Source organism: Photobacterium piscicola, from assembly GCF_046058925.1.
GTDB classification, from domain to species: Bacteria; Pseudomonadota; Gammaproteobacteria; order Enterobacterales; family Vibrionaceae; genus Photobacterium; species Photobacterium piscicola.
Genome location: NZ_CP175535.1, coordinates 424,401 through 450,812 on the forward strand (window position 1 = coordinate 424,401; position 26,412 = coordinate 450,812).

Annotated in this window: 22 protein-coding genes and 1 pseudogene; 7 read left to right on the forward strand and 16 right to left on the reverse strand. The window is 37.5% G+C overall.

All coding sequences use genetic code 11. The features are described 5' to 3' along the window. Window positions 1-558: 558 nt before the first annotated feature. The 6 genes from ACJZU6_RS16595 to ACJZU6_RS16620 form a co-directional block, all read right to left on the reverse strand. Complete coding sequence (locus ACJZU6_RS16595) at window positions 559-1,299, reverse strand: DUF2931 family protein (RefSeq protein ID WP_408901437.1); 741 nt, start codon at window positions 1,297-1,299, stop codon at window positions 559-561. A 265-nt stretch (window positions 1,300-1,564) separates the two neighbouring features. Next, window positions 1,565-2,272: a hypothetical protein gene (locus ACJZU6_RS16600; RefSeq protein ID WP_408901438.1), complete on the reverse strand. Its 708-nt coding sequence runs from the start codon at window positions 2,270-2,272 to the stop codon at window positions 1,565-1,567. Further along, the gene (locus ACJZU6_RS16605; protein WP_408901531.1) at window positions 2,269-4,161 is read right to left on the reverse strand and encodes a lipase family protein; all 1,893 of its coding nucleotides are present in this window, start codon (window positions 4,159-4,161) and stop codon (window positions 2,269-2,271) included. Before ACJZU6_RS16605 ends, ACJZU6_RS16600 begins: the two co-directional genes overlap by 4 nt. 5 nt (window positions 4,162-4,166) lie before the next feature. After that, window positions 4,167-5,042 (reverse strand): DUF4123 domain-containing protein, encoded by an 876-nt coding sequence (locus ACJZU6_RS16610; protein ID WP_408901439.1) that lies wholly within the window; start codon window positions 5,040-5,042, stop codon window positions 4,167-4,169. 4 nt (window positions 5,043-5,046) lie between these two features. Next, a complete protein-coding gene (locus ACJZU6_RS16615; RefSeq protein ID WP_408901440.1) occupies window positions 5,047-7,056 on the reverse strand; it encodes a type VI secretion system Vgr family protein in 2,010 nt (669 codons plus the stop codon). Window positions 7,057-7,166: 110 nt separating this feature from the next. Beyond that, window positions 7,167-7,685 (reverse strand): Hcp family type VI secretion system effector, encoded by a 519-nt coding sequence (locus ACJZU6_RS16620; RefSeq protein ID WP_408901441.1) that lies wholly within the window; start codon window positions 7,683-7,685, stop codon window positions 7,167-7,169. Window positions 7,686-8,179: 494 nt separating this feature from the next. Here ACJZU6_RS16620 and ACJZU6_RS16625 point away from each other — a divergent pair, with 494 nt between their 5' ends. Continuing rightward, window positions 8,180-8,398 carry a hypothetical protein gene (locus tag ACJZU6_RS16625; RefSeq protein ID WP_408901442.1) on the forward strand — a complete coding sequence of 73 codons (219 nt, stop codon included), beginning with the start codon at window positions 8,180-8,182 and terminating at the stop codon, window positions 8,396-8,398. Next, window positions 8,391-8,834: an inorganic diphosphatase gene (locus tag ACJZU6_RS16630; protein WP_408901443.1), complete on the forward strand. Its 444-nt coding sequence runs from the start codon at window positions 8,391-8,393 to the stop codon at window positions 8,832-8,834. The genes ACJZU6_RS16625 and ACJZU6_RS16630 overlap by 8 nt, the downstream gene beginning before the upstream one ends. Window positions 8,835-9,018: 184 nt before the next feature. Here the strand turns inward: ACJZU6_RS16630 and dcuC are convergent, their stop codons facing one another. The 3 genes from dcuC to ACJZU6_RS16645 all read right to left on the reverse strand — a co-directional run bounded on the left by dcuC (window position 9,019) and on the right by ACJZU6_RS16645 (window position 13,274). Further along, entirely contained in the window at window positions 9,019-10,398 is a 1,380-nt protein-coding gene (dcuC, locus tag ACJZU6_RS16635; RefSeq protein ID WP_080156446.1) for a C4-dicarboxylate transporter DcuC, read from the reverse strand. Between the two features lie 402 nt (window positions 10,399-10,800). Next, complete coding sequence (locus ACJZU6_RS16640; protein WP_408901444.1) at window positions 10,801-12,132, reverse strand: ferric reductase-like transmembrane domain-containing protein; 1,332 nt, start codon at window positions 12,130-12,132, stop codon at window positions 10,801-10,803. Window positions 12,133-12,335: 203 nt separating this feature from the next. Next, window positions 12,336-13,274 carry a LysR family transcriptional regulator gene (locus ACJZU6_RS16645; protein WP_080156444.1) on the reverse strand — a complete coding sequence of 313 codons (939 nt, stop codon included), beginning with the start codon at window positions 13,272-13,274 and terminating at the stop codon, window positions 12,336-12,338. Window positions 13,275-13,354: 80 nt separating this feature from the next. Between ACJZU6_RS16645 and ACJZU6_RS16650 the strand changes: the two genes are divergently transcribed. The 4 genes from ACJZU6_RS16650 (at window position 13,355) to ACJZU6_RS16665 (ending at window position 18,890) form a co-directional block, all read left to right on the forward strand. Next, window positions 13,355-14,752: an efflux transporter outer membrane subunit gene (locus tag ACJZU6_RS16650; protein WP_107276678.1), complete on the forward strand. Its 1,398-nt coding sequence runs from the start codon at window positions 13,355-13,357 to the stop codon at window positions 14,750-14,752. 46 nt (window positions 14,753-14,798) lie between these two features. After that, window positions 14,799-15,947 carry an HlyD family efflux transporter periplasmic adaptor subunit gene (locus ACJZU6_RS16655; RefSeq protein WP_408901445.1) on the forward strand — a complete coding sequence of 383 codons (1,149 nt, stop codon included), beginning with the start codon at window positions 14,799-14,801 and terminating at the stop codon, window positions 15,945-15,947. Between the two features lie 8 nt (window positions 15,948-15,955). Then, window positions 15,956-17,443 (forward strand): DHA2 family efflux MFS transporter permease subunit, encoded by a 1,488-nt coding sequence (locus ACJZU6_RS16660; protein WP_080156441.1) that lies wholly within the window; start codon window positions 15,956-15,958, stop codon window positions 17,441-17,443. Between the two features lie 442 nt (window positions 17,444-17,885). Beyond that, the gene (locus ACJZU6_RS16665) at window positions 17,886-18,890 is read left to right on the forward strand and encodes a DUF6929 family protein (RefSeq protein ID WP_080156440.1); all 1,005 of its coding nucleotides are present in this window, start codon (window positions 17,886-17,888) and stop codon (window positions 18,888-18,890) included. A 71-nt stretch (window positions 18,891-18,961) separates the two neighbouring features. On the opposite strand, the gene ACJZU6_RS16670 is transcribed toward ACJZU6_RS16665, so the two are convergent. The 5 genes from ACJZU6_RS16670 to ACJZU6_RS16690 all read right to left on the reverse strand — a co-directional run bounded on the left by ACJZU6_RS16670 (window position 18,962) and on the right by ACJZU6_RS16690 (window position 23,372). Beyond that, the gene (locus ACJZU6_RS16670; RefSeq protein WP_408901446.1) at window positions 18,962-19,948 is read right to left on the reverse strand and encodes a LacI family DNA-binding transcriptional regulator; all 987 of its coding nucleotides are present in this window, start codon (window positions 19,946-19,948) and stop codon (window positions 18,962-18,964) included. Between the two features lie 55 nt (window positions 19,949-20,003). Next, a complete protein-coding gene (locus ACJZU6_RS16675; RefSeq protein ID WP_408901447.1) occupies window positions 20,004-21,314 on the reverse strand; it encodes a 6-phospho-beta-glucosidase in 1,311 nt (436 codons plus the stop codon). 16 nt (window positions 21,315-21,330) lie between these two features. Beyond that, entirely contained in the window at window positions 21,331-21,642 is a 312-nt protein-coding gene (locus ACJZU6_RS16680) for a PTS lactose/cellobiose transporter subunit IIA (protein ID WP_080156437.1), read from the reverse strand. Between the two features lie 28 nt (window positions 21,643-21,670). Further along, window positions 21,671-22,975: a PTS sugar transporter subunit IIC gene (locus ACJZU6_RS16685; protein WP_080156436.1), complete on the reverse strand. Its 1,305-nt coding sequence runs from the start codon at window positions 22,973-22,975 to the stop codon at window positions 21,671-21,673. Window positions 22,976-23,066: 91 nt separating this feature from the next. After that, window positions 23,067-23,372 carry a PTS sugar transporter subunit IIB gene (locus tag ACJZU6_RS16690; RefSeq protein WP_080156435.1) on the reverse strand — a complete coding sequence of 102 codons (306 nt, stop codon included), beginning with the start codon at window positions 23,370-23,372 and terminating at the stop codon, window positions 23,067-23,069. A gap of 440 nt (window positions 23,373-23,812) precedes the next feature. Here ACJZU6_RS16690 and ACJZU6_RS16695 point away from each other — a divergent pair. After that, window positions 23,813-24,682 (forward strand): annotated as a pseudogene (locus tag ACJZU6_RS16695) (glycerol kinase). A 111-nt stretch (window positions 24,683-24,793) separates the two neighbouring features. Here ACJZU6_RS16695 and ACJZU6_RS16700 read toward each other — a convergent pair. Beyond that, the gene (locus ACJZU6_RS16700; protein WP_080156433.1) at window positions 24,794-25,111 is read right to left on the reverse strand and encodes a fumarate hydratase; all 318 of its coding nucleotides are present in this window, start codon (window positions 25,109-25,111) and stop codon (window positions 24,794-24,796) included. A 162-nt stretch (window positions 25,112-25,273) separates the two neighbouring features. Then, window positions 25,274-26,254 carry a rhodanese-related sulfurtransferase gene (locus ACJZU6_RS16705; protein WP_408901448.1) on the reverse strand — a complete coding sequence of 327 codons (981 nt, stop codon included), beginning with the start codon at window positions 26,252-26,254 and terminating at the stop codon, window positions 25,274-25,276. Between the last annotated feature and the right edge of the window lie 158 nt (window positions 26,255-26,412).

A 26,412-nucleotide genomic window follows, 5' to 3' on the forward strand; every position in this document is an offset into this window, starting at 1 on the left:
ACAAATTAAAATGTTATTTTTTGATTATTTTAAAGGATATCAGCACCGCTGATTAACAGGTCAGCTATTAGGCAGACCCCAAAAAAATAGCTCTCTCATCCTGTATTACATCATTTACAAAACTAATTTATGATGAACCATCATGGTAATCATCATTTCCAATAGCAGGAGGATGCACATTATTTATCCTAAGAAAGTCACCTCAAATAAATTTTAATATGACGTTGTTATTTTATTAATGATGTTACTCAATCCTAAATTATCACGCTGGACACAATTTGCGAGATAATCAAAAAACAAGGTTATTCAGCAATTTATAAATTTGGTAGATATAACAGATGTTATGTTAAGTTGGTGATTAAATACGTCGATCTAACTAGATATTTATAAACAAGTTAATAACAGTGATTTATATCGTGTACTGAATTTATTACCAACTTTTTGCTAATCTAATACCGTAGTGACACGTTAAATTTAACCAGAAACTATCATCATCTCTTAACATGCTCGGTGAGATAGTTACCGCCTCACAGAAAGCTGCAAGGCGATAAGCCATTATTAATGAAGTTGCTCTACAGTATAATTCTTCGATGTATATATCTTATTTACCTTGTTCCAAGGGATAGGGACTAGTATTGCATTGGCTTTTTTAGCTCTGTTTAAAACAGAGTTTCTAGTCTGGTTATGATCAGAATAAGTACTCCCATTATAATCAGTATTAGGTGTCGCGATGGGAGATAACTCTGTGACATAAGTATATTTACCACACCCCTCTAACCATACTTTTACTTGGCCATTAGGTAGAAAACCAAAATCAAACTGACTTTGATAACAAGAACGATTTATTCCATCAGACTCAATTCGGTTTTGTTTTTTATACATCAGCGCTTTCATTTTTGGCGTGACATTTAGTTCTGTGATATAAAATTTGGCATCAAACAAGGATGTCCAATAAAGTACAAGTTTATCCGGTAAGTGATTGGTGTACCTTACTTGTTCATAGTAGGCGATTGTAGAAAAACTTCTTAATGGCATTCCATAACCATCATAATTGGGTAGAAACTCTTTCACGCGTTTAAGGCCACTGACCGTCATAAACTGACTATGAGTATGTAAAATAGAAGTCCAGTCTTCTGTTTTATTAATACCATAGGCTTTTGTGACCCTCACTGGATAAAATGATGGCATGGTATAAGCTACTGTCCAATCAGGAACCTCATCAGGTACTCGCTCTTTATTTATCACGCCACATCCACCCAGTAAAAGGCAAAGTAACCCTGCTGATATGATAATTTTCATTTACTGTCCTTGTTTACATTCGAAAACTTCACGAAGAGCGATACTGCCATCGTCCTTATAAAATTGATGATGGGCTACCCCACCGTCTGCTGAATAAGGTCGTTATCCATAAAGCTTTTTAAGCACTTTTCATTACACCGTAAATCAATCATTTGAAACGTCGTTATTATTCTAAGCATTGCCATCTGCGACTTATGGGCTTGTTGCAAAAGATTAAAACAAAGAAAAAAGCTTTACTCGTAAGCAAAGCTAAAATAAGGGGTCATTATTTATTTTTCAGGGGCTCTAATGGCGTACTACGATAATCATTACCCGCTAAAATATCGTAGTGAATTGCGGTATCATCTTTGAATTTTGAAAAGTCAAAAAATACAGTGTTATAACCGATATTTTCTCGTTTTGTTAAATTAACGTTATCTGCAAAGATTACGCAGGTGATATAGTCTTCCCACGTACCATCTTTGTAATTATTCCTAACGACATTGCATCTTTTGGCCTTAATTTTAGAATCAAGCTTGATTGGCTTATCATCATAATCATTACCCGCTTGATAAATTCGTAACTTAGCAAAACCATCTGTATCGAGTGGATTTTTTGCTTCAACCGTTATATCCCCTAAAGTTACATCACAGTCAAAAGAATCATGGTATTGCTGAAAGGGAATACGCAACTCATACTGTTCTGGGTTAGTCGAGAAATTATGTGTGATATGCCATTTTACATTGGCACCATCAGACCAACCAGAAGCGGCACTCCACGTTTTTGCTTTGCAATTTTTACCACTGGCTCCAAAAATCGCCCAAGCATCCACTTTGGCATCGGCAGGTTTTATTCCCTTTATAGTGATATATGATTCATTATTCTCATCGCCCCAAACTTGAGGTTGAGAGTCTTGATAATACCAATAACCAACAATCACTAAACCAATAGCTAAACCAATAGCTAAGATGCTTTTTTTTCTTACATTCCTCATTGAAGTTGCTCCTTGATATCGTCCGGTAATACTTGGCTTGCTAGTAATAACCTACTCAATGGTAAACGTTCGGGGTTATTCATAATATTGGTTAATTCTTGTTTTACGCGACGATAATTGTTCAGTAACTTGTTATGTAACGCTATTTCTTGTTTTAGAGCGTAGTCGCCTAATGAATTGGTGTTTCTCATATTGTATAACGCATGCTCTACTTTCAAGTATGCTTGTTGTTGAGTATTTATTTTATCTGTTAAATAATTAATCGCATCTTGGTAATTATCATATAGTGACTCTTGACTAAGTGCTTTTAGTTGCTTGTGTAAGTTTGGAATATAATGTCCTAAAAAATGCTCTACAATAGATGCATCTCCTAAACCTGCAATAAAGGAAACAGAATCATTAGTTGCAAGCTTGGCCATATCGAGCATAGTAATTTGGGTTTGCCTTGGCGTCAGCAGCACTTGATTAGGTGTATCATATGTAAATAATTGAGATAATTTACCGTGATGAAGGTAATTGTCATTATCGTCATCCTTCAACATCCTTTGGCCTAGCGTGACACCACTACTAAAAATATCAGATGCTCCAAAGCCCTCTGTAATATCTGTATTTGCCCATACCATCGGTACTTGTGGCACTAAGTCATGATTATTTACATGGCGATAGTGCAGAATATCTTTATACCGTTCGACGAATGTTCTTGTTCCTGCTCTTGGCATACCATAGGTATACAGACGCAAATTTTCGTATATAAACGTATCTTTAAAGCGAGCACTTAAAAGTAACGCAGCCGCCCCACCTAAACTATGGCCACATACATACAGTTTTTTGTGTTCTATTAGATTTTCATTATCTTTTAGTGGCTTTATTAACGCCATTGCATATTGGTAGAAACCGCGATGAACAGAAGTCCCTCCAAACTCAGCTGGAGCAATTTGTGCTGCATCTAAATCGCTAAGCAAACCATCTTGAATAGCCGGAGAGTTGAGTATGGCATCAATGCCATTTTTAATTTTATTAATGGATAGCGTATTTTTATCTGAGGGGCCCCCTGCCTGAGCCTCCCAAGAAGCTTCCGTTCCTCTTACTCCCACGATAGCAATATCATCGTTATATAAAAGATACCCTTGCGCACCAATATTGGTATTGGTGTAATATTTATATTTTAATGCTTGGCTATAAGGGACCTCTTGTAATATCCAATCAACTTTTTGTACGCTCGATTGCGAAGGCCTTTGTCTTAGTTTTAATTGTTTAATTACTATATTTAAGCATCCTGCTACGTCTGTACTTGATGGTTTATCTTCACTTTTTTTATCACTGGCATAAGCTAGCTGTGATAATAATGCGAAGGTATAGCTATTCACTAAATTAAAATCATCAGTGTCGACAATCATGGGAATATAGCTGCGAAGAGCTTTAATTTCTAATACAAATGTTGTGTTGTGATATGCCCTAAAACCTTTGGTGCTATCATCATAATTGTTCATGATTGGCGCATGATTTTCGATTAAAAATTCATCTTCTGGTGGTGATTGCCATAAGTCACCAATACTTACTACGCTATATTTTTTTGAGTTCTTATGCGCGGCTCCTAGCTCTTTATCGGCTCTTTTTTTGACTGGCGATATTTCTTCTTTACGACTAGAGTATTGCTCGACAATATCAAGTAGATTGTCGGTTTCAACACTAATCACCCATTCTCCAGCGGCAATATTACCAAACAAACAATATCCATTATTAGTTATCATTTTATGTGTTTGGAGTGTACTAGGATTAGTAATGGTAACTTTTAACTTGTTAATAGGTTCGTCATTTTCACTACGAAATTCCACTTCTAACCAGTTTTCTTCCGGATTACATAATACGCAGTAGTTATACATTTCAATTGCCATTATGCGAGTCCTTGTAATTGATTAAATACAGTTTTTAGCCCAAATAACAGCTCATCATCTTTAAGCTCAGTGATGCTTTTTTTGATTTTAGGTGTTATTTGTTCACTGCTGTTATAGGCTGTCACCACACTTGCCATTAGCGTTTGTTCTTGTATGGTCATTGCTTTATCTAGAGATAAAGCAATGGGTTTTAATGCGGTGAAATTTGTTTGAAATGCGGCTTTAAAACGAGGCATTCCTTGCTCTACTCTAGATTGCATGAGAGAAGGATGATTTTGCCACAACCAACTTTCTACATTCTGTGTTAGCAAAAGAATATTAGGTGTCATATCAAGATGATGTTCTTTTATTACCCACCAAGGCTCACTAATTTCTGGTTTGAAAGGTTGAGCTTGAGTAAAAATACATTCTGATTCCCAATTTTCCCATTGTCCATTTTGTCGAAGTAAGACATTAGTATCTCTGAGAAACAAAGTTATTTCCTCTGATTCCAAGCGCGGTAATATTGCTGCGATATAACTTGGTTTATAGAAAGGAAAAAAAACACTTTCGCCCAACATTATTGCTTGAAATAAGCTGGCAAAGTGTGCTCGAAGATCTTCATGATGAGAATTAGTAGAAATCAAGATACCACTATCTCCATGTTCATTTTGTTGCCACCAATCTAAAAATTTCGCGTTAACGGGCAATAACCAAGGGCCATCTTCTGGATTGGTCAGCTCTTTTGGATTCATGAGTGGCTCGCCGTCTATGCCTCCAGATTGACAAAATACTATATGGGGTTTATCGATTGATTGAGGATCAGCGATAGCATAAATCTTATTTTTAAGCTGGTTTTGTTCTTGCAACCATTGGTCAAAGATCATTAACTTCATTGTGTTATTCCTTTTTACATGGTTTAAGCATGAAGTTCTGTTGAAGCATTGCTGTATAGGTTGGTAATGTCGTAGGCTTTAGTGGTATTGCAGGTTCAATACCATTAGGAAGCATAGGCATATTGCCACTGGCAACGCTACCATTTCCAGCGCTGCCACCTGAATTGAGGTTAATTGCAGCTCCTGATATTGACACTCCAGATGCATCAATTTTGATAAAGCTACCGCCAGCTTTAAGGGTTAACTCCGCACCAGCTTCAATAACAATTTTACTGCCTGCTTTTAAGTGCACTTCATTACCCGCATCGAGTAACAAGGCTTTACCTTGTTTCATGTGTAGGTTGCCATCAACGGTGAGGGTAGAGTCACCTTTAACATGCTGACGACTTTCACCATCAACCGTTAAATGATCATTTACTTTGATATGACTAAAGCGTTCATTTTCTACATCAAGGTGTAAATCATGTTTAATGTTGTCGGTACGGTCATTTTCAACTAAGACATTGACATCTTTTTGCGCTCGAACGTAGATTTCTTCTTTGCCTGCTTGGTCTTCAAAACGCAGTTCGTTATAGCCATCACCTTGGTGGGTTTCAGTGCGTAAAACAGTGCGGGTCTTATGGGCAGGTAACTCATAAGGGGGCTGATTAGTGGCGTGATAAGTACGGCCAGTGATGATCGGTTGATCAGGATCACCTTCTAAAAAACTGACAATCACTTCATGGCCTACACGAGGCAGGGCAACCATACCATATTGGCTACCTGCCCAACCTTGTGAAACTCGCACCCAACAACTGGCGTTATCATCACTGTTACTGTAACGATCCCAAGGAAATTGAAGTTTGACTCGTCCAAATTCATCACAATAAATTTCTTCACCTTCAGGCCCAACAACCATCGCGATCTGTGGGCCATCAACGGTGGGTTTGGCATTAAACGGCGGGCGCCAAGGACGATGAGCGGGAATGACAACAAACTCATTATTATAGGTTGTTGCGCCTTCGCCACCGGCTTCTTCTAATGCTTGGGGTTGAGTACCAACATGGGTGACGGCAATGATCAACCAGTCACGGTTACAACTGTCATCATCATGCTCTTGCAGCGTAAATTTTACGCTGGGAAGAATAGTGGGCACATTACTTTTGGCATTCGCGGTTTGGGCATCGCGTCGAAGTGATTCAATTCGAAACTGCACAAAAGGTTTACCACTTGCATCGTCTTTATAGCGACCTGGGTAATCATAGTGCTCATACGTGGTTTGTTGATAAGCCGCTTCTTTAGCTGCTGATGTTTGCAAGAAACTATAAGCCGGTTTTTTAAAGCTGTAATCTTTTAGCTGGGCTGATGATGAACGAATTTGAGTATTACGCGCAAAGGTTCGAATAAACGGTATGTTACTGCTACCACCATTGCGGCTGTTGTACACCAGAGGCTCAGCGAGGCTGACAGCATGTTGAGTATCATCACTAAAAATAAGGGTGTTTTTCTTATTGTCGTGATTGAAGTAATAAAAAATCCCTTCTTCTGCGGCAATTCTATCGATAAAGGCTAAATCACTTTCACGGTATTGCACGCAATATTCACGTTGTACTAATTGGCGACTGATCGCAAAACTATAATCATTAATCCCCATTTCTTGCAGCAAGATAGAGATAATTTCAGGCACCGTTTGCGTTTGAAAAATACGGCTATTTTGACGCAGCGCTAACCGAGCCAAAGGGGGCACAAATTCAACTTGATAGATTGTATGGCTGTGGCCGGTATCGCCTTGAGAAAATTGGCGCACAATACCATGCCATTGCTGTTGTAATTCACCGTGCTGCCAAACCGTCAGAGCGGCATTGTGATCAATGGTTTCAAGCGGCGTTAAACCTGAGTTACGGCTGGCTAAATCGATTGTAAAAGAAAAAGGCAAAGACAAGGTATCGTTGCCTTCAAATTTAGTCACAGCAAATGTTGACGCATCAAGTCCTTCAACGGTAAAGGTAAATTGTAATCCTGTTTGTTGTGCCATGATGTTACCTCTATTAAACCTATGCTAAAGCGATGAATGAATGCCTTAGCACAGGCATAAACGACAAAAGCCCGCACTGGATGGCAGTGCGGGCAATAATTATTTGATACTTACGCTTCTAACGGTGCACGCCAGTCATCAGCACCTGATGTGCCAGAAACTGTGTGATCCCAATTAATTTTGCGGTAAGCCATTGAGATTTCAATCAGCTGAGTAAAATCAGCTTTGGTTGAGTCTTGGCAATGTGGCATTTGATTGTCGATATTCACAATCGTTGCATCAGTTAATGTGGTTGTGAAGTAATGCTCTTGCTTACCTTCAACAGAAGTGCGGTACCACTTAAGCTCAACCGTTGGCAGCATTTCACCAGAAGCCAATGAGTTATACATTAGCGGTACGGCTTTGTTCAATGCCACGGTGAATTTGAAAGGCTTATGAACACGTTGACCAGCAGGTTGACCTGACTGTGGGTCAGTTGGCACGGTTACAGTATGCTTAAATTCTTGTACCAGCATTTGGTCTTCGTGGCCTTCAACGTAAATATTGCCCACAGAATCAGCAGTAAATGCACCCGCAGTGATGTTGCCCTGAGTTTGACCTTGGATAGAGATATAACATGGAGTTGGCATTGTAATGTCCTAGTTTAATTAGAAAAACGTAGAGATAACTACGAAAACACACTAATTAAGCACATATCATGCCAAAACTTAAGTTACTGATATTAATGCATTTAAAAAAACAGCATCAGAATCAAGCAAGTTATTGCCTAAATCAAGCAAGTTATTGCCCGCCGAGCAAGATCTTGCCCATGCATATATTCATTGAACACTAAATAATATAAATGATGATGGATGCTAGCTGTCATTTTAGGTATACCCCAGCGAAACCAGTCTACATTACCCCTCAACTCGCGTTGTAGTATTTAAGAAACCATCTATAACAAACCAATCAACGTAACCAACTTAAATTGAACCAAGAGGTGATAACAATGCATTCTCTATCCCCATCACTTACACGAAGCTATGTCTAACAAAAGTACTTTAAAACGTCATAATTATGTCATTTTATTTTCATTTAATTACAAGAAGATAAGTTAACTTATTTAATGGATATGTAATTACTCATGAAAAATCACATTGCGTTTATTAGTCTGCTACTTAGTTGTTCATCAGCGTTTGCTGACTCAAACTTTTCAAAAGTTGATACTTATACAATTAAAGCCGATCAAGATTATTTGTCAGCAACGCCCGCGAAAAATAACAATGGAACAATTAATGCCATCATTGAAATTCCTACTGGAAGCAATGAAAAATGGGAAGTGAGTAAAGTTGTCAGTGATTAATTGGGAGTTTAAAAATGGCCAACCACGGATTGTGCATTATCTTGGTTACCCAAGTAACTATGGCACGATTCCTAATACAGCATTACCTAAATCTTTAGGTGGCGATGGTGATCCTTTAGATGTGTTAGTGCTTGGCTCGGCAATGGTGCAAGGAAGTGTCGCACAAGTTCGCTTAATTGGTGGTCTTAAAATGCTAGATGGCGGTGAACAAGATGATAAATTAATTGCGGTTCCTGTAACTGAGCAATCACCATTTAAGAATGTTCATTCTATAAAGCAATTACAGCAGCAATATCCTGGCGTATTAACAATCATTGATACATGGTTCTCTAATTATAAAGGTGCTGGTGCAAAGGTTGATATTCAAGGTGTACTATCTAAGCAACAGGCATTAGATGTGCTTGATAAAGCAGCTAAATATTATAAAGAAATTTAGAATAGGAAAGATGACTTTTTGATTTAAAAACGATTGTCAGCGCAGCCTTATTTTAACTATTTTTGCTGACTGTAATATTGTGATTATAGAGTGTGGAGCTTGCATTATTTCTTGGTGAATTTAAATGAAGAAATGATTCCCATATGTGATGGGAATCATTTTTTATTATGGGGCTAATAGGCGATTAAGAGTATTGAATAACCGCCATGATTAACACAACCACCATACTGCTTAACATCGGAACACTGGTACGCTTAATAACATCAATCGGTGTTAGGCCAGCCATGCCTGAAACGGTAATAATGACCCCAGCAACTGGTGACATTGTTCTGCCAATGCCCGCTGCAAATAAAATAGGCAGTAATGGAAGTAGGGGATTAACACCAAAGTTAGTTGCAATTTGAGGTACGATAGGAATAAAAGCCATTACAGGGGCATTGCCTGAACCGGTAATAAATGCGGTTAATAAAATAAAGCCAGAAAAGACAATAACAATACCGCTTGGACCAAGATCAAATGATTTTGCGGTATCAATGAGTGTGTTGATAGCGCCAATATTAGTTAAACCCGCAGAGAAATATTCAGCCGCAATCATTAACGTTAATACGCTCGCAAATATCATTCCGGTGCCTTTTAGCCACGCTTCAAAATTATCAAAGGCACGTTGAATTGAACGAAATCTTATTGCTTCTATTACGATACAAATACTGATTGTTGACATCATCGCAATTGGAATTGTCATGGTAATAGATTGCATTACCATACTTGAGAATCCAAATAAAAAGATAAAAGGCAAGACGGGAAGCAATGCGTAAAATTTAGGTACTATATCATTGTCATCATGTTGTTTTTCTAGCGTTTCTAAATATTTACCTCTATCTTCTGATGGGTTATAACCGTCAATACGATCACAATGACGTTGCCATACAATGTTAACCAAAGGAATTAAAATAAGTAGCATTGCTTGAAATATGGTTTGATGGTTTACCACAAAATCCATGATTTCAACATTGATTGTATTGGCACCAATAACCGCATTAATTTGCCCTGGGCCATATTCCCATGCTGTTGGAATAACGATAGTAGCAACGGCTGTTTTCGCACTAATACCCGCATTACGTAATACTGGGTAAAGTGTGCCCATTAAGAGTAATGATAACGATGTTGCACCAGTAATAAATACGTACATTAGAGATACAAATATTAAAACGAGTATCAACAGGATATAAGGATTTTTTACCGCCATAACTGGGCGAGATGTGGCTTTCACCAATGCCTGAGATGCGCCAATGTGGTTTAGATAGGTTGAAACACCAGCAATAGAGACAAGTGTTAGACCGACACTGCCTAAACGGGTATTGGTGATTTCTGTAAAACGTTGCCAGAGGTCAAAAAATAGTGCGCCTTGCGTCTTCCCATCGGCAAGTACAGGTGCAATTCCTGATATGGATGCGTAAGCCAGCAACAATAAGCCTGCGGTAATTAATGTTGCTTGGGGATTGAATTTTTTTAACATTGAGTAGGCGACAAGCCCAACTATACATAGTGTAAAAATATATTCCATATTGTTCTCATTGATAAAGACAGATGGAATAATTATTTATTAATTGAAGTAAAAAAACGCTGATGATTATCTTATAAATAACTAACAAAAATTACTTTAATAATAAGTTAGATCTTAATCGCATTGTTGTATTTTAAATGTTATTTGATTGTTTATCAGTAACCATTAATAGTTGTTATTATGTTAACTGTTTGAAATAAAAAGATGCCGTGAATATCAATTTATTATGTTATATCTATTTTGAGACTTATATTGATGATGATGAAATCGAGATAATTAAAAACATAGCTTCATTATTTATAGAATATGTGATTACACGATGTAAATAAAAGAGACGCGTTACCTTTGCCGCCATATTATTGATATATATAGCAGGAATATGTCATCTCTTTTATGTGTTTTTTAGCGCATCACAAATAATTCTTCGTGGTAATTTTTCTCAATATCAAAGGAGCGTGCACCGAGCTCTTTTTTTAATGTTTTTGAAAAGATTTCTGGCCCGCAAAAGTAAAAATCATAATCATTTACGTTATCGCATTGAGTTGCGATGTCGTCGATATTTAATCGTGGTGAATGGAGGGTATCTATTACGTTTAACCTTACGCCAGCTTGCTGTGTCAGAGAGTACAACTCATTAGCTAAGTTATTATCAACACCTCGACAACAATAAAATAAATCTATTTGAGGATTGTTCGTTTTTCCTTTAAGTGTTTCTAAGGTAGCGAAAAAAGCAGCGATACCAACACCACCAGCAATCCATATTTGTGGCTTGCTAAGGTCGAAATTAACACGGCCATAGGGACCTTCAACCATTACTGCATCACCTATTTTTACCCGTTCGTACAATCCCGTAGTGAAGTCCCCCAAGGCTTTAATTAAAAAACGTATTTCAGGGTCGGTAGTGCCTGAAACAATGGTAAATGGATGTGGATCTTCATTACCAAACCGTAAATATGCAAACTGTCCTGCTGTATGTCCTTGCCAAGCACTCTTTGGTTTTAATATTAATTCCATTGTTTCAGCTTGTGGAAAATAACGCGTCGAGACAATAACAGCAGCGTGGCGGTTACTGCGTCCGACAAAACCCAATAAACTATATATTGCCGCAATAGAGCCAATAAAAGCAAAGCCGAATGTGAGGTAATAAATAGGTTCTCCCCAATAAGCATGCTTGAGTAGTAATACTGAGTGAACAACGATAAGTAAATAGGCAACTGACATTAGGCGGTGTGATAATTTAAAGGGTTTATATTTTACCGTGGCCCATAGTGAGATCATCAGTAAGGCCAATAGTAAATAAAATCCCCACTCCCCAATATTTTCAGCAAAGCCATGTAAATTATTGACCCACGCATTCCAACTAAACTCAGTTGCCGCTGGTTTTGAATTATGCTGACGAACCGGTCTTGTTAATACGCCAGACATTACCAGCCATTTAGGAACTTGGCACCATAACCAGTGTGAGATACCGAGTGCGATGCTACTGATACCCAACCATTTGTGTACTCGATAAGCTTTATCCATGCCATTAAGCCAGTTCTCAACCATAGATAAACGCATGGCTAATATCATAGTGATGGACATTAATATCAAAGATAAAATGCCGGAGTATTGAATAATGGAAGATCGCCATTCAAAGAGATTGGTTGAAGTAAATAATTGCGGTTCCATCGCAAACCAAAAGGCTGATATTGTGGCAATCATTGCCCAGATAAAATTGCGAGTTGTTGTCATGACTTTGTGCCTATATAAACGATAGCTTTATGTTACCTATTGCGATGTAAAGCGACGTCAATATACGTATATCTATGCAAAGTTTGATTGTTTTTATTTTACTTATTTTAAAGGAGCCATTATGACGCCTTTAAAATAGTATTATGGTCATTGATATTAATAAATAGATTACTCTTTGATAACCCCTCCGTTAATAACATGCTTTATTTGGAATGATTAGCTGTTTCCTGATTACGTCGCTGAATTTCATCTTGGAAACGTGTGATTGTAAAATCAATAAATGCACGTAACCGTCGAGGCATTAAATCGCGTTCTGGATAAATAAAACTGATGGGAATAGGAACTTGTGAGGCATAAAGGCTGGGTAAAATATGGACCAATTTTCCTTCAGTAATAAGATTACGGCACAAAAATTCTGGAATGTAGGTAATTCCAAAACCATCTAAACAGAGATCTAATGCGGCGCTTAGTGTATTGACCTTAAAACGATAAGGTAGGCCTTCTAATACATTTTTATTCCCCGTACGAACACTACTGATCATTTTAATTTGTTGATGAGGCGCTTTTAAATCGGCCAAGCTTTGGGGTAAGTCGTACTGTGCTATGTATTGAGGGCTTGCTACTAAGACTCGTGTTGAATGATGGAACGTTCTGACGATCAATGATGAATCTTCAATTTCGCCAACTTGTATCATAACGTCAAAGCCTTCTTTAATAAGGTCAACTTTACGGTTTGATAATTCAAGATGTATTTTTAAGTTAGGATGTAAAGCCATAAATGCTTTTATACAATCGCCAAAAAAGCCTTTTCCTACCTCTACGGGCATGACCATTTTTAAGGTGCCGCAGACTAGGTCGTGACTCGCGGTGACTTCAAGTTCAGATTGTTCTAAGACGTCTAGAATCTGTGAACAAGAACGGTAAAAAGTATCTCCCTCCGCTGTTAACACTAATTGGCGTGTTGAGCGAGTTAATAATCTAATTCCTAAATAACGTTCTAATTCTGCAATTTTTCGGCTTACTGTTGATTTTGTTAATTCTAATTCAGTCGCCGCTAGCGTAAAACTTTGGCGTTCAACTACGCGTGCGAATATTGCGATCGTGTTTAAATCAAAGCCAATTTTATTGTTTTTTGTCTGCAACAGTCTTTTCCTTTGTAGTGTATATAACAACAATCGATTCCACTTTATACTTTATACCATAAAGTAATTTAGGACGAAAAATGAAAGCATTTTATATCACTCGCACCGCATCTTCTTTGGCGGCGGTGTTGCTATTATCGGCATGTAGTATGATTCCACCCTCTGAACCACAACATCATTCACTACTAACCGCCCAACAAGTTCATTTATATCAGCGTGATCTTAGCGACATAAAAACGGATTGGTGGACTCAATTTAATGATCCGCAATTAAACCAATTAATTACATTAGGGTTAACGAATAACTTAACCTTACAGCAAGCCCAACAGCGTATTGAATTAGCCACTCAGCAGGTTGCTTTAGCTCAAGCGGGTGATAAACCAAGCGTAAATCTCAATATTAGTGGTGGGGCAATAGGGGCAAATTTAGATTCTTTATCCCCTCATAATGCAGAATATTCAGCATTAGGAATGTTGCTGCCTTCTTTTTCTTACCAATTTGATTTTTGGGGTAAAAATAAGGCAATCATTGCTGCTGCAACCAATCAAAAATTATCATTAGAAGCGCAAGCGGTACAAGCGAAGTTACTGTTGTCTGCGGCTATTAGCAGTAGTTATTTTACTTTACAGAATAATTATCGCTTAGAGCAAAATCTTCAGCTGTTGTTGCGTGAAACGAATAAGCAAAAAGCCGTTATTAGCGATCAAATTAAACGTGGTCTCGCAAGCAAAGCTGAATTATTTCAACAGCAAGGCGATCTTGATAAGTTATCAGCACAGCTTTCAATGACGGTTACTCAACAGCAATTAGCAAAAAACCAATTAGCGTTATATTTAGCTAAAACGCCAGAGCAACTGGGAACGCTATTAACGCCAAATGCACACCCAATAAATCAATTGAATACCATGACGACGATTCCAATGAATTTATTGGGGCGTCGCGCGGATATTATTGCGAATAAATGGTTGGTTGAAGCGAATCAACAAGGAATAAAACAAGCTAAAGCAGCTTATTATCCTGATATGAATTTAATGGTCATGGGCGTTTTTCAAAAATTATCTTCGATGAACCCAGCCGATCTGTTTTTAAGTGGTGCAACCATTGCCACGACCTTACCGCTCTATGACGGTGGCGTACGTGATGCTAATTATGCGTCGGCAAATATTCATTATGATCAAGCAGTGACGGTTTATAACCAATCTGTTCTTACGGCTGTAAAACAAGCTTCTGATGCGATTGTTAATTTACAAGAAGCATTACAACAACAAGCGCTTACCGTGGCATCAACCACGCAATATCAGCAAGCCTATATGATTTTTAAGCATCGCTATCAACGTGGATTAGCCAGCTTTTCAGAAATGAATAATGCACAAATAAAATGGCATCAGCAGGTTATTCAAACCACGAATGCTGATAACGCCACGTTACAAAATCAATTACAACTTATTGTTGCCCTCGGTGGTGGTTATCACGCTTAACAATAAACTACCGTCACCTAGCACAATAAATAAGATGAGATTCAATATGACAAATCAACCGCTTAATTCTACTTCTAAAAAAAAGCGCAATACTATTATGAGTGTTTTTGTGCTTATTGTTATTGCAGCCGCAGGCGCTGCGTATTTATTAATGCCGACTACCTCACAAAGTACAGATGATGCTTATGTTGCAGGCCAGCGAATAATGATCACGGCACAAGAGGCTGGCACGGTTAATGCCATCAACGTTGATGATACTCAACAAGTTAAGCAAGGTGCGCAGCTTGTCACCTTGAATCGTAATCCATTGTTATTAAAGCAACAACAAGCGGAAGCTAACCTTAAAAATACGGTTCGCGATGTACAAAGTAATTATTTGAAAATAGCGCAGTTAAAAGCACAAATAGCAGCAGAAAAAGTTATGTTAGCCCAAGCGAAGCAAGATTATAAGCGTCGAATTGGGGGCGATAAAGATGGCTCAGTATTAGCTGAAGTGTTATCGCATGCTAAAAATACGGTCATGATTAAAGAGCAAAACTTAATTGCATTAAATAAACAATTACAAGCGCTACAAACATTATTGCCGCAAGAAAACATTTTAGATAATCCTCAAGTTCAAATGGCGATTGCGCAATTACGTCATGTTTACCTTGATCAACAAAATGCCACTATCTATGCGCCTAAAGGCGGTATGGTTGTTAATCGTAGTGTGCAAGTGGGTCAACAAATTCAAGCAGGCCAAGCACTAATGACTATCGTGCCATTAGATAATGTTTGGGTTGAAGCTAATTTTAAAGAAACACAGCTACATAATATGCAGCAAGGACAACCCGTTACTATTAAGTCTGATCTTTATGGTGATAAATATACCTATAGCGGTGTTGTAGCGGGTATTGGCGCTGGTACGGGTAGTGCATTTTCAGCGATTCCTGCTCAAAATGCGACAGGTAACTGGATTAAAATTATTCAACGTGTACCTGTCCGTATCTACATTGATTCACAACAAATTAAACAACATCCATTACGTGTTGGTATGTCAATGACAGTGACCGTTGACACCAAAACGACAGTGACGAAACCGTTTGATTATGCTGTGTTTACCGCCAATGAAAGTGCACAGAAGACTACGAACGAACGCTTGGCTGTTGTTGATAACAAAGTAGAGACATTTGTTAACCGCCTTATTAAAGCTTAGGTGATGTAATGAATGAATCTGTGCCACTAAAAGGCGTTAAACTGCTATTGATTACCTTAGCGACATCAATGGCAACTTTCATGATGATTTTAGATACATCAATTGCCAATGTCGCGATTCCAACTATTGCGGGTAATCTTGGTGTATCAACCGATCAAGGTATTTGGGTGATCACCGCGTTTGGTGCTGCAAATGCGATATCAATGCCAATGACGGGGTTTTTAAGTCGTCGTTTTGGTGAAGTAAAATTATTTATCTTTGCCACTATGGGGTTTGTTATTGCATCGATGCTATGTGGCATGTCGAGCAGTATTGAAATGTTGATTTTTTTCCGCGTGATTCAAGGGGCTATTTCTGGGTCGATAGCACCGTTATCACAAAGTATTTTATTGCGAAATTTCCCCAGAGAAAAACACGGTTTAGCGATGTCGTTATGGTCAATGACGGTTGTTGTTGCGCCTATTATGGGGCCAATTTTAGGTGGTGTGCTAACTGATAATTACTCGTGGTCATGGATATTTTTCATTAATGCCCCCATCGGTATTATTGCGAGTGCGTTAGTGTTTTTTCTACTCAAAGGTAAAGAAACAAAAATCCAACGTGAAAGCGTCGATTATATGGGAATTGGGCTATTAGTGGTGGCGGCGGGTAGCCTACAAATGATGCTTGATTTAGGTAAAGATCATGACTGGTTCCAATCTAATTTAATTCTAGGATTAACATTTGTCGCTGTTCTCTCTTGGGGCTGTATGATCATTTGGGAATGGTATCATGATAACCCGGTGGTAAATTTTCGCTTCTTTACCCAACGAAATTTCACGATTGCGGTCATTGTGATGAGCTTAGGGTATATGGTTTACTTTGGCTCTACAGTATTGTTACCGCTGTGGTTACAAGGGGTGATGGGATATACCGCGTCATGGTCAGGTTATGCGACAGCACCCGTCGGTATTTTAGCGGTTGTGAGTGCGCCTATTATTGGTAAATTAGTTCAAAAAATAGATATTCGTTATATTTTAACTTATGCATTTTTGATTTTTTCTGTGGTTGGATTTTGGCGAAGTACTTATAATTTAGCGGCTTCATTTGATTATATTATGATGCCACAATTGATTCAGGGTGCGGCAACGTTGGCTTTTTTTGTGCCACTGCAAAATTTAATTGTAAATAGTGTTAAACCTGATCAAATAGCTAATGCGGTCGCGTTATCAACATTCTTCCGGACTTTATTTGGTAGTTTTTCATCATCAATTGTTACTACGATGTGGGATCAACGAATGGAATTTCACCATTCACGTATTGCAGAAGGATTTACGGTTGCTAATCATCAAGTCAGTCAGTTTATTCATTCAATGGGCAATAACCTTGATGCGGTGAATAATGTCATTACTCGGCAATCCTATATGATGTCAACGGTCGATTTATTTTGGTTGTCAGGGATCTTATGTTTATTACTGATTCCATTAGTATGGCTAGCAAAACCGGTGCGTCATTAATTATTTAGGGTAACCGTTATACGAAGATCCTATAAAAAAGAGTAATCATTTATTATGGTTACTCTTTTTATTGTTGGCGTTTATACATTTTATAATGATAAAAAACATCGCAATATAGATCTATTTTTGGTGATAAACCTCTAGTTGTGTTAAAAACAAACAGATTGAATAAAAATAGAACCAGAAAGAATATTTATACTGATAATCGGGTTTATTTGTGAATATATTGGCATTGATAACAATAATATTTTTAAAATTCAATTAATTAACAAAACATAATATAGATACAATTATTATTTTTAGTATTAAAATTTTGCTTATTACTAAATTTTAAAGCTATTTTATAGTGCGTTTTATAGAATATATGTTTGCATATCTTTTTTTGCTAGAATTATGAGCGTAATATTTTTTTACTCTCAAATATTTCAATGTGTAAATACCAATGAATATCAAAAAAATAGCAACAGTTAGTATTCTTAGCGCTCTAACATTACTTGTTACAGGTTGTTCACCATCAGCTGATTCATCGCATTCATTTACATTTGATATTGCGAATTCAACCATTAATCATAATCTTTCTTCAGGTTCTGGCATGGTTGTGAATAATGGTAAAATCATGGTTGTAGGTGATGATTCACCTTGGCTATTTAGTGTTAATAACGATTTTAAAATTAATAACAAAACATTGATTGAGCATTTTCCTGTTAATGAACAAAATCGTATTAATTACAAAATAAAGCCTGATTTTGAATCAATGACAATGGTTAATTACCTTAATAAGCCTTATTACTTAGTGATGGGTTCTGGTAGTAAAGCCGTATTACGTGAGCAAGCTTATTTGATGCCTGTCAATGGCGGTGAAAATCAAAAACTGTCACTGTCTAACTTATATGCTCAACTGCATAAAGCAGCAAACTTTACTCAACAAGAAAAAATCAATATTGAAGGTATTGCGAGCACTGGTAATGAAATCTTTATCTTTAATAGAGGTAATGAGGGTAAAAATGCCATTTTCACAATGGATAAAAATGAATTAATGTCTTATTTAGAAGGTAAAACTCAAGCATTGCCTTCTTTAAAAGTATATCAAGTTCAATTGCCTAAAATTAATGGTGTACAGGCTTGCTTCTCTGGTGCCGATTATTGGAAAGATGCTGATAGCATGCTGTTTACTGCATCCGTTGAAGGTAATAATAATAGCAGCATCAGCGATGGCGCGATTCAGGGGAGTTTTGTTGGTGTATTACCATTGAAAGCCTTAGCAAATAAATCATCAATTGATTTAACTGGCTATACTAAAGAGCTAAAAAATAACGGTAAAGCGATTATTACAAAAGCGGAATCTATTGCGATTGAAACCCAAACAAATAAAAAAGCGAGTGGTTACATCGTGAGTGACAATGATAATGGCACCAGTCAATTCTTTACTTTTACTATTGATAAATAAGCCATTGATGGATTAAATAAAAAAGCAGTAATAGTTTATTATTACTGCTTTTTATTTAAGAGGTTGTCTGATTAATTCGTTGATAGCGGAAGACATTTCACTGAGTCCCGATCAATAATAGTAGGCTCAAAAGCAGCACATATGCGGGTTGGATTAATTAATAATTTTGTTGCCATGGTTGCCATTTCTGCAATAGGAAAATGAAGGCTGGTTAATTTGGGTGAAACAAATGCTGCTCGTTCGCCACTGTCATAGCAAATTAATGAAATATCATCAGGAATGCGTAACCCATATTCAGATATCGCCAATAATGCCCCCAACGCCATTTCTTCGTTACAACAATAAATCGCACTTGGCCGCTGAGGCTGTTGAAGCAATTGATTGCACGCATCATAGCCACTAGGTAAATCATATTGACCGGAAATACAGGCGATAGGTGTTAGTTTTGCAGCCGCCATAGTATCGATAAATCCTTGATAGCGTAATCGACTGGAGGTGCGAGTTTGTGATCCACTAATGCAAGCAATATGACGATGGCCATGTTGGATAAGAAATTGGGTAGCGAGTGTGCTAGCTAAGTGATGATCAAAGCTAATACAGCGAGCTTCTAGGCCCATTACGAGTCGATCTAATAAAATAAAAGCATGTGTTTGCGATAAATCGATAAGTTGCTGATCAGTCATACAGCGCACATGTAATATTAAACCATCACAGCGCATGTTATATAATTTAGTGATCGCTTTGAGCTCATTGGCTGCGGTTCCTCCCCCTTGTGTGACAAGTAATTGTTTATGGCTTTTATCGGCTTCTGTTTGGACATTATTCATTAACATGCCAAAGAAACCACCAAGATAGGAGGTAGTGACTAAGCCTAAGGTTTGGCTTTGACTGGATGCTAACGCACGAGCGGCAGGGTTAGGGCTGTAGCCAAGATCGCTAATTGCTTGTTCTATTCGTTGGCGAGTAGCAAGTTTAACGTTACTGTCACCATTTACTACTCGCGATACTGTTGCGCGAGAAACGCCTGCATGGGCTGCAACATTTTCTAATGTAACCATAAATTATCTTTTTTAAATAGGAATGACTCATAATAAGCCATTCCTATACATATCGTTAGTGAGAAAATTGAGGTAGGTATTGAGCATTAATGCGAAGTATGTCGTCTAAGATAGGTTGTGCTAATTGCGCATCGCCAATCAAAGGGTTGGTGACTAATGCTAATAATGCCGCTTCTTTATTGCCATGAACGGCGGCTTCAATAGTTAACCGTTCAAACGCTTTTATTTGTTGGGTTAATCCATGCATTGAATCAGGTAAATGTCCAAAGGCTAAGGGATGAGCGCCTTGGCTATCGATAATACAATCTGTTTCGATGGCGGCGTCATCAGGTAAGCCGATAATTGCACCATTATTGGTGGTATTTACCACTAATCGTGTGCCTAAGTTATTGTGGATAGCACAAACAAGTTCAATCGCAACTTCTGAATAAAATGAACCACCACGGAAGCTTAGTTGCTCTGGTTTATGATCAAGATTAGGATCTTGATATAACTCAAATAGCTCTTGTTCCACTTTCATGACTTGCTCTGCTCGAGTACCTTCATTAGCTGCTTGTTTTATTTCATCTTGTAACATAGTTTGTGTTTGATAAAAATAACGATGGTAAGGGCATGGAATTGCTCCTAATGCGCGTAAAAACTCAGGCGACCAAGGTTCTTCTTTAATATTATTCATTGTTAGAGCTGCACCATCACAAAGCATCTCAATTACTTTACTCGTTACATTTTCGCCATTTAACATCACTTCGTGTGCCCAGACCATATGGTTAAGACCTGCAAAACGCAGCTGTACATCGTTATAATCAGCGTTCAGCATGGTCGCAATCATATGGTGCATAGTGACGGGAACATTACACAATCCAATAATTTTTGCATTGCTATAACGTGAGACTGCTTCGGTAACAATACCTGCTGGATTAGTAAAATTAATGATCCATGCATTTGGCGCGAGTAGTTCCACTTTTTTCGCAATATCAAGCATAACCGGAATAGTACGTAAGGCTTTAGCAAAGCCGCCGACGCCTGTAGTCTCTTGTCCTAGTAATCCATATTTCAGCCCTAACCGTTCGTCAGCGGCACGTGCAGGTAGTTGACCGACTCTAAATTGGGTTAGAACATAATCAGCACCTTTGATGGCTTCATCTGGGGAAAAATGCACGCTGACGGTAACATCTGAGAGCCCATTATGATCTAACATTCGACGTGTTAATGCGGCAATGATCTCTACTTTATTGTGGCCTTTTTCAACATCAACTAATGCGATCTCATGCAATGGGATTTGTTGCCAACGTTGAATAATACCTTCAATAAGTTCAGGTGAATAACTGCTGCCGCCACCAATAATGGCAATTTTTGCTGTGTTCATGTTGTTATTCCTTATCTTATAAAGCAGAAGTACGACGGTACAATTCAATAAAATCTTGTGCTAAATCTTGAATCACCATGGCATTCATTAAATGATCCTGAGCATGGACGACGATTAAGGTCACTTTTAATTTGCCTTCGCCTTCATCAAGACCAATTAAATTTGTTTGAATTTTATGGGCTTGATTAATGGCTGCTTTGGCTTCATCGATGAAATGTTGTGCTTGTTCAAAATCATTTTTTCTTGCGGCTTGAATGGCCATTAATGATGCACTTCGAGCACTGCCTGCTGTGACCAATAATTCCATAATAGTTTGTTCGATATCCATGATATTTCCTTTAATAACAATGTAATACTTAGGCATTAGCCATAGCAGGCGTCGTGTCGATTTCTTGTTCAACTAATTGTTTTTCATATGCTTTGAAGAATGGATACCAAATAACGGTATCAATCACCATCAGTACAATAACTAAGATAAATGCGCGGTAATCCCAAGCAGCTGAAATCATTGCGCCAATAGGAGCAGGCGTTGTCCATGGTGCCATTGCAATCATTTTTTGAACGAGATTTAAATGCAGAGCAAAATAAGCCAAAGTTGCATTGATCATCGGAACAATAATTAATGGGAAGAAAAGTAATGGGTTCATTACTACTGGGGAACCAAAAATTAGCGGTTCATTGATATTAAAGATGGCAGGGATAACACTAAGTTTACCAATGGTACGTAAATGAATGGAGCGGCTACGAAGATAAAGGAATGCTAAGACTAATGTTGAACCAGACCCGCCAACACAAATATAAAATGACCAATAAGGGGCGGTTAGTATTTGCGTGGTATCCATGCCTTTTGACATTAAAGCAGCATTAGTGGCAAGGTTTGCCATAAAAATAGGGTTAAGAAGGCCGGTTACAATATTGTCACCGTGAATCCCTGCAAACCATAATAAGTTAGCAATTAATAAAGCGATTAAGATTGCGGGTAGGGTGTCACCGAGGGCGACTAACGGTTGGAACAGTTGCATGATTGCCGCTGGAAGTAATAACCCATATTGGCTTTGTAAGAATAAGCTAATAGGGTACACCGTGATCATAATACCAATAACGGGATACAATAATTCAAATGAACGTGCAATCGCTGGTGGTACTTGCTCTGGCATTTTGATAGTGATGTTGTATTTTTTTAATAAATGAATTAACTCAACAGACCATAATGCACAAATTATTGCGGTAAATACCCCTTCACCACCAAGAAAGTCCATCGACATTTTATTTTGAATTTGTGGTGCGGCAGCCAATAAGAAAGCGGTTAATGATAACATCGCTGCGGTTAGGCCATCTAATTTATATGATTTAGCTAAACTATATGCGGTCCCTAAACTGACAAAAATGCCCATGAGCCCCATTGTCATAAAATAGGGCATAGTAATTATGTCCCAATTACTTTTTGCGAAATGGAGCCACCATTGACCAAAAGATGATTGAGTATCAGCATCAAAAGGTGGGTTAGCAACAATTAACATAATGCTGCCAATAATTAAAAAAGGCATGGCTGAAATAAAACCATCACGAATGGCTATAATATGACGTTGACCGCCAATTTTAGCTGCAATGGGTGCTATTTTATTTTCAACGATGTTCATCATCGAAACATAAAGGCCCATAGTGAACTCCTTTCAATAATAAATCCTACAAGCACGGTATAAGCCGTGCTGTATTGATACTAAAATAATAAAAATAAAGAAGAGGTATAAATTAACCAATTAAAGCTAAGGCTGTATCTAATACTTTATCGCCCCGCATGGTGCCGTAATCCATCATATTAATAACAGCAACGGGTGTATTTAATGGTGTTGCAAGTTCTGTAATTCGAGCCAGTTCATATTTAACTTGAGGGCCAAGTAATACCACATCATATTGTGGTAAATGATCTTCAATATCAGCAATCGAAATAGCATTAATCATCGTTGCTAATGAACGTTCTTCTGCAGCTTGTTGCATTTTCTTAACTAACATGCTGGTTGACATACCTGCTGCACAACAAAGTAAAATCTTTTTCATTTCAATGCCTTTTGTGATTTGATTGGTTATGAGAGCGCTCTCATTTGCGATTACAATAAGGTTTATAAGGAATACGTTTTGTGATTAAAATCACCATTTTATAAATAAATACCTTTTGGGTATTTATTTGTGTGATAAAGGTTTAATTTTGATGTTGGTGAATTTTAAATAAGATAGCTTATATTTAATCTATTAATTAACGGTGGTAAAAAGCATGAGATTAGATAACTCATTGGCCTTGAATGAGTATTTGTGAGCGTCAGGGAATAATATGTATTATCAAAACACATATTATTTAGGATTTTAAATAGTCATATTTTTGATACACCTCTAATTTTATAGTGAATGCATGTTGAAAGTGACATTAGTGTATTTTTTACTTATAACTATTGGTCACTAAAGTTAATATTATTATAAATTTAACTATGGTGATGAGTATGATGACATCTAAAATATCAACGTCGCAGTTAGCAAAAGCAAAGGGGTTGGTTGCTAAGAATTTATTTAGTGAGTTAGCTGAAGCTGGTTATATTATTCGTGATAATAAAGAATGGTTGTTAACAGATATTGGTAAAGCCGCACAAGGGGAATATAAACAATCATCTCAGTTTGGACAGTATATCGTTTGGCTTGAAGCATTAGAAATTATTACTACGCCATTGTTTGATGGGAAAAAACTATCAGCAACTCAAATAAGTACCCATTTTAAATTATCATCACAGAAGATAAACTAAATACTTGATGAATTAGGCTGGATCAATAAAGCGGTAAAAGGTTGGAAAGTCAGTCAATCTGGCTCTCGATTAGGTGGTGTTCAAAAAGAAGACTCACGTACGGGTATCCCCTATGTAATATGGGATGAAACAGTACTAAAAAATAGCAGTTTACTGCATTCTGTTAATGAAATTACAGGCATAAATGCAGAGGTTAAAAGTACCGATAATTCCGTATCTAACTTTAGACAAAAATTTGAAGCGAAACACCGTGCCGCTGATGGTCATTATGTTCGCTCTAAAGCTGAAATGCTGATTGATAATTGGCTATATATGGCGGGTATAGTACATGCCTATGAGCGAAAATTACCGATTGAAGAAGATTTATATTGTGATTTTTATCTTCCAACTGGCAAGGTATATATCGAATTTTGGGGATTAGAAGATGATCCTAAATATGCTAGTCGTAAGAAAATAAAACAAGATCTGTATACAAAGTATGGATTCAATCTCATTGAATTAAATGATAATGATGTGCAAAACCTTGATGATGTGTTACCTCGAATGCTATTAAAATTTGATATAAAAGCTTATTAAAGGAAAGAGTAAAAGAGAATAACCGTTATAATATTAATTGTTATCGTTTTACTCAATAGCTGATTAATCACTTAATTTCGTTAGGTGATTAATCAGATATTTATTGTCTATCTAAGCGAAGGTTTGGCTAAGAAATAAAAACACACTAATGATAGTTGGTATTGCTGTGTACTTACCTACTTGTTTTAGTGTTAATTTTGTTAGCCTTGGTGCAAGGATATTAACTAATATACTGATATTACAAAAAATGAAAACACCATAGGTTTTTATATCAATTTCGTGGTCTTTGAGTAATTTTATTTGAGCAAGAATTAGAATGACATTAAATGTAATACTCAGTACTCGAGCAATTTGAAATTGGGGAGTATTAAATTCATTTTGTAAGTTATTTTCACTTGCTTTGATGAGGTCATTGTCTTGTTGACTCATAAAGGTTAATTCCTGCTGTAAAGGGGATCACAGCTGCTCTACCCATCAATAATAATAGACGTTGGTAGAGTAGCGATATCTCAAATCGATAATATTATGATCGCACAGCAACGTAGGTTGTGCAATTTTTCACGTAGTGAACTTAACTTGCATTAACTGAGGTTAATCTTGGCCTCGTTGTTCTTTTTTTCGAGCCAACTTTTCTGTACGTCGAAGTGTTTTATGGTAGCTACTTTCAGCACCAATATGTTGCTCACCGCGTGCTATTGCTAAAGCGATCTGTTTTTCACGTTCTCTAAATCGTGCCAGTTGTTGCAAAGAGTGGTGGCCATGGCATTTAGGACAGCTTACACCTTGTTCATATAAATTCGATTGTTTGTCTGCGACGGTAATAGGTAATCGACACGCGTTACAAATATCATAATCAGCTTGTTCTAATTGATGATTTACAGCGACGCGGCCATCAAATACATAGCAGTCACCTTGCCATAAGCTATCTTGTGGTGAAACTTCTTCAAGGTATTTTAAAATGCCACCTTCAAGGTGGTAAACGTCCTCAAAGCCTTGTTGTTTCATATATGCAGTGGATTTTTCACAACGGATCCCCCCAGTACAAAACATCGCGACTTTTTTATGTTTAGTCGGATCCATGTTTTTTTTAACATAATCAGGAAATTCTCTGAATGTGTTGGTATTGGGGTTAACTGCGCCTTTAAATGTTCCGATTTTAACTTCATAATCATTACGAGTATCTACAACCAATACATTAGGATCGGCAATAAGATCATTCCATGCGCTGGGTTTTACGTAAGTGCCTACAACATGGCGAGGATCAATCCCTTCAATGCCTAGCGTTACGATCTCTTTTTTGATCTTTACTTTAGAACGATTAAACGGCTGAGAATTCGAAAGTGACTCTTTATAAACAATACCTGCGAGGGAGGCATCAGCATTTAACCATGCTAATAATGTATCAATGCCTTTACGATCAGCGGCAACAGTACCGTTAATGCCTTCACTTGCCAGTAATAAGGTGCCTCGAATGTGATGCTTTTCCATCAGATCCTGCATGGGTTGACGCAATGTAAGATAATGCTTTAGATCGACAAATTTATACAGAGCACAAACAACATACTGACTCATGATATTTCCTTGTTTTTATTGGGCGTAATAATCGATAACGTTTATGAAAAACAGCATACCCGACTAAATTGGTCGGGTATATATGAGCCGCGATTTTATAATACGTAACAGGGATAACGTCAGCCAAGAAAGGGGGATTATTGATGGGTTGCCAGTGC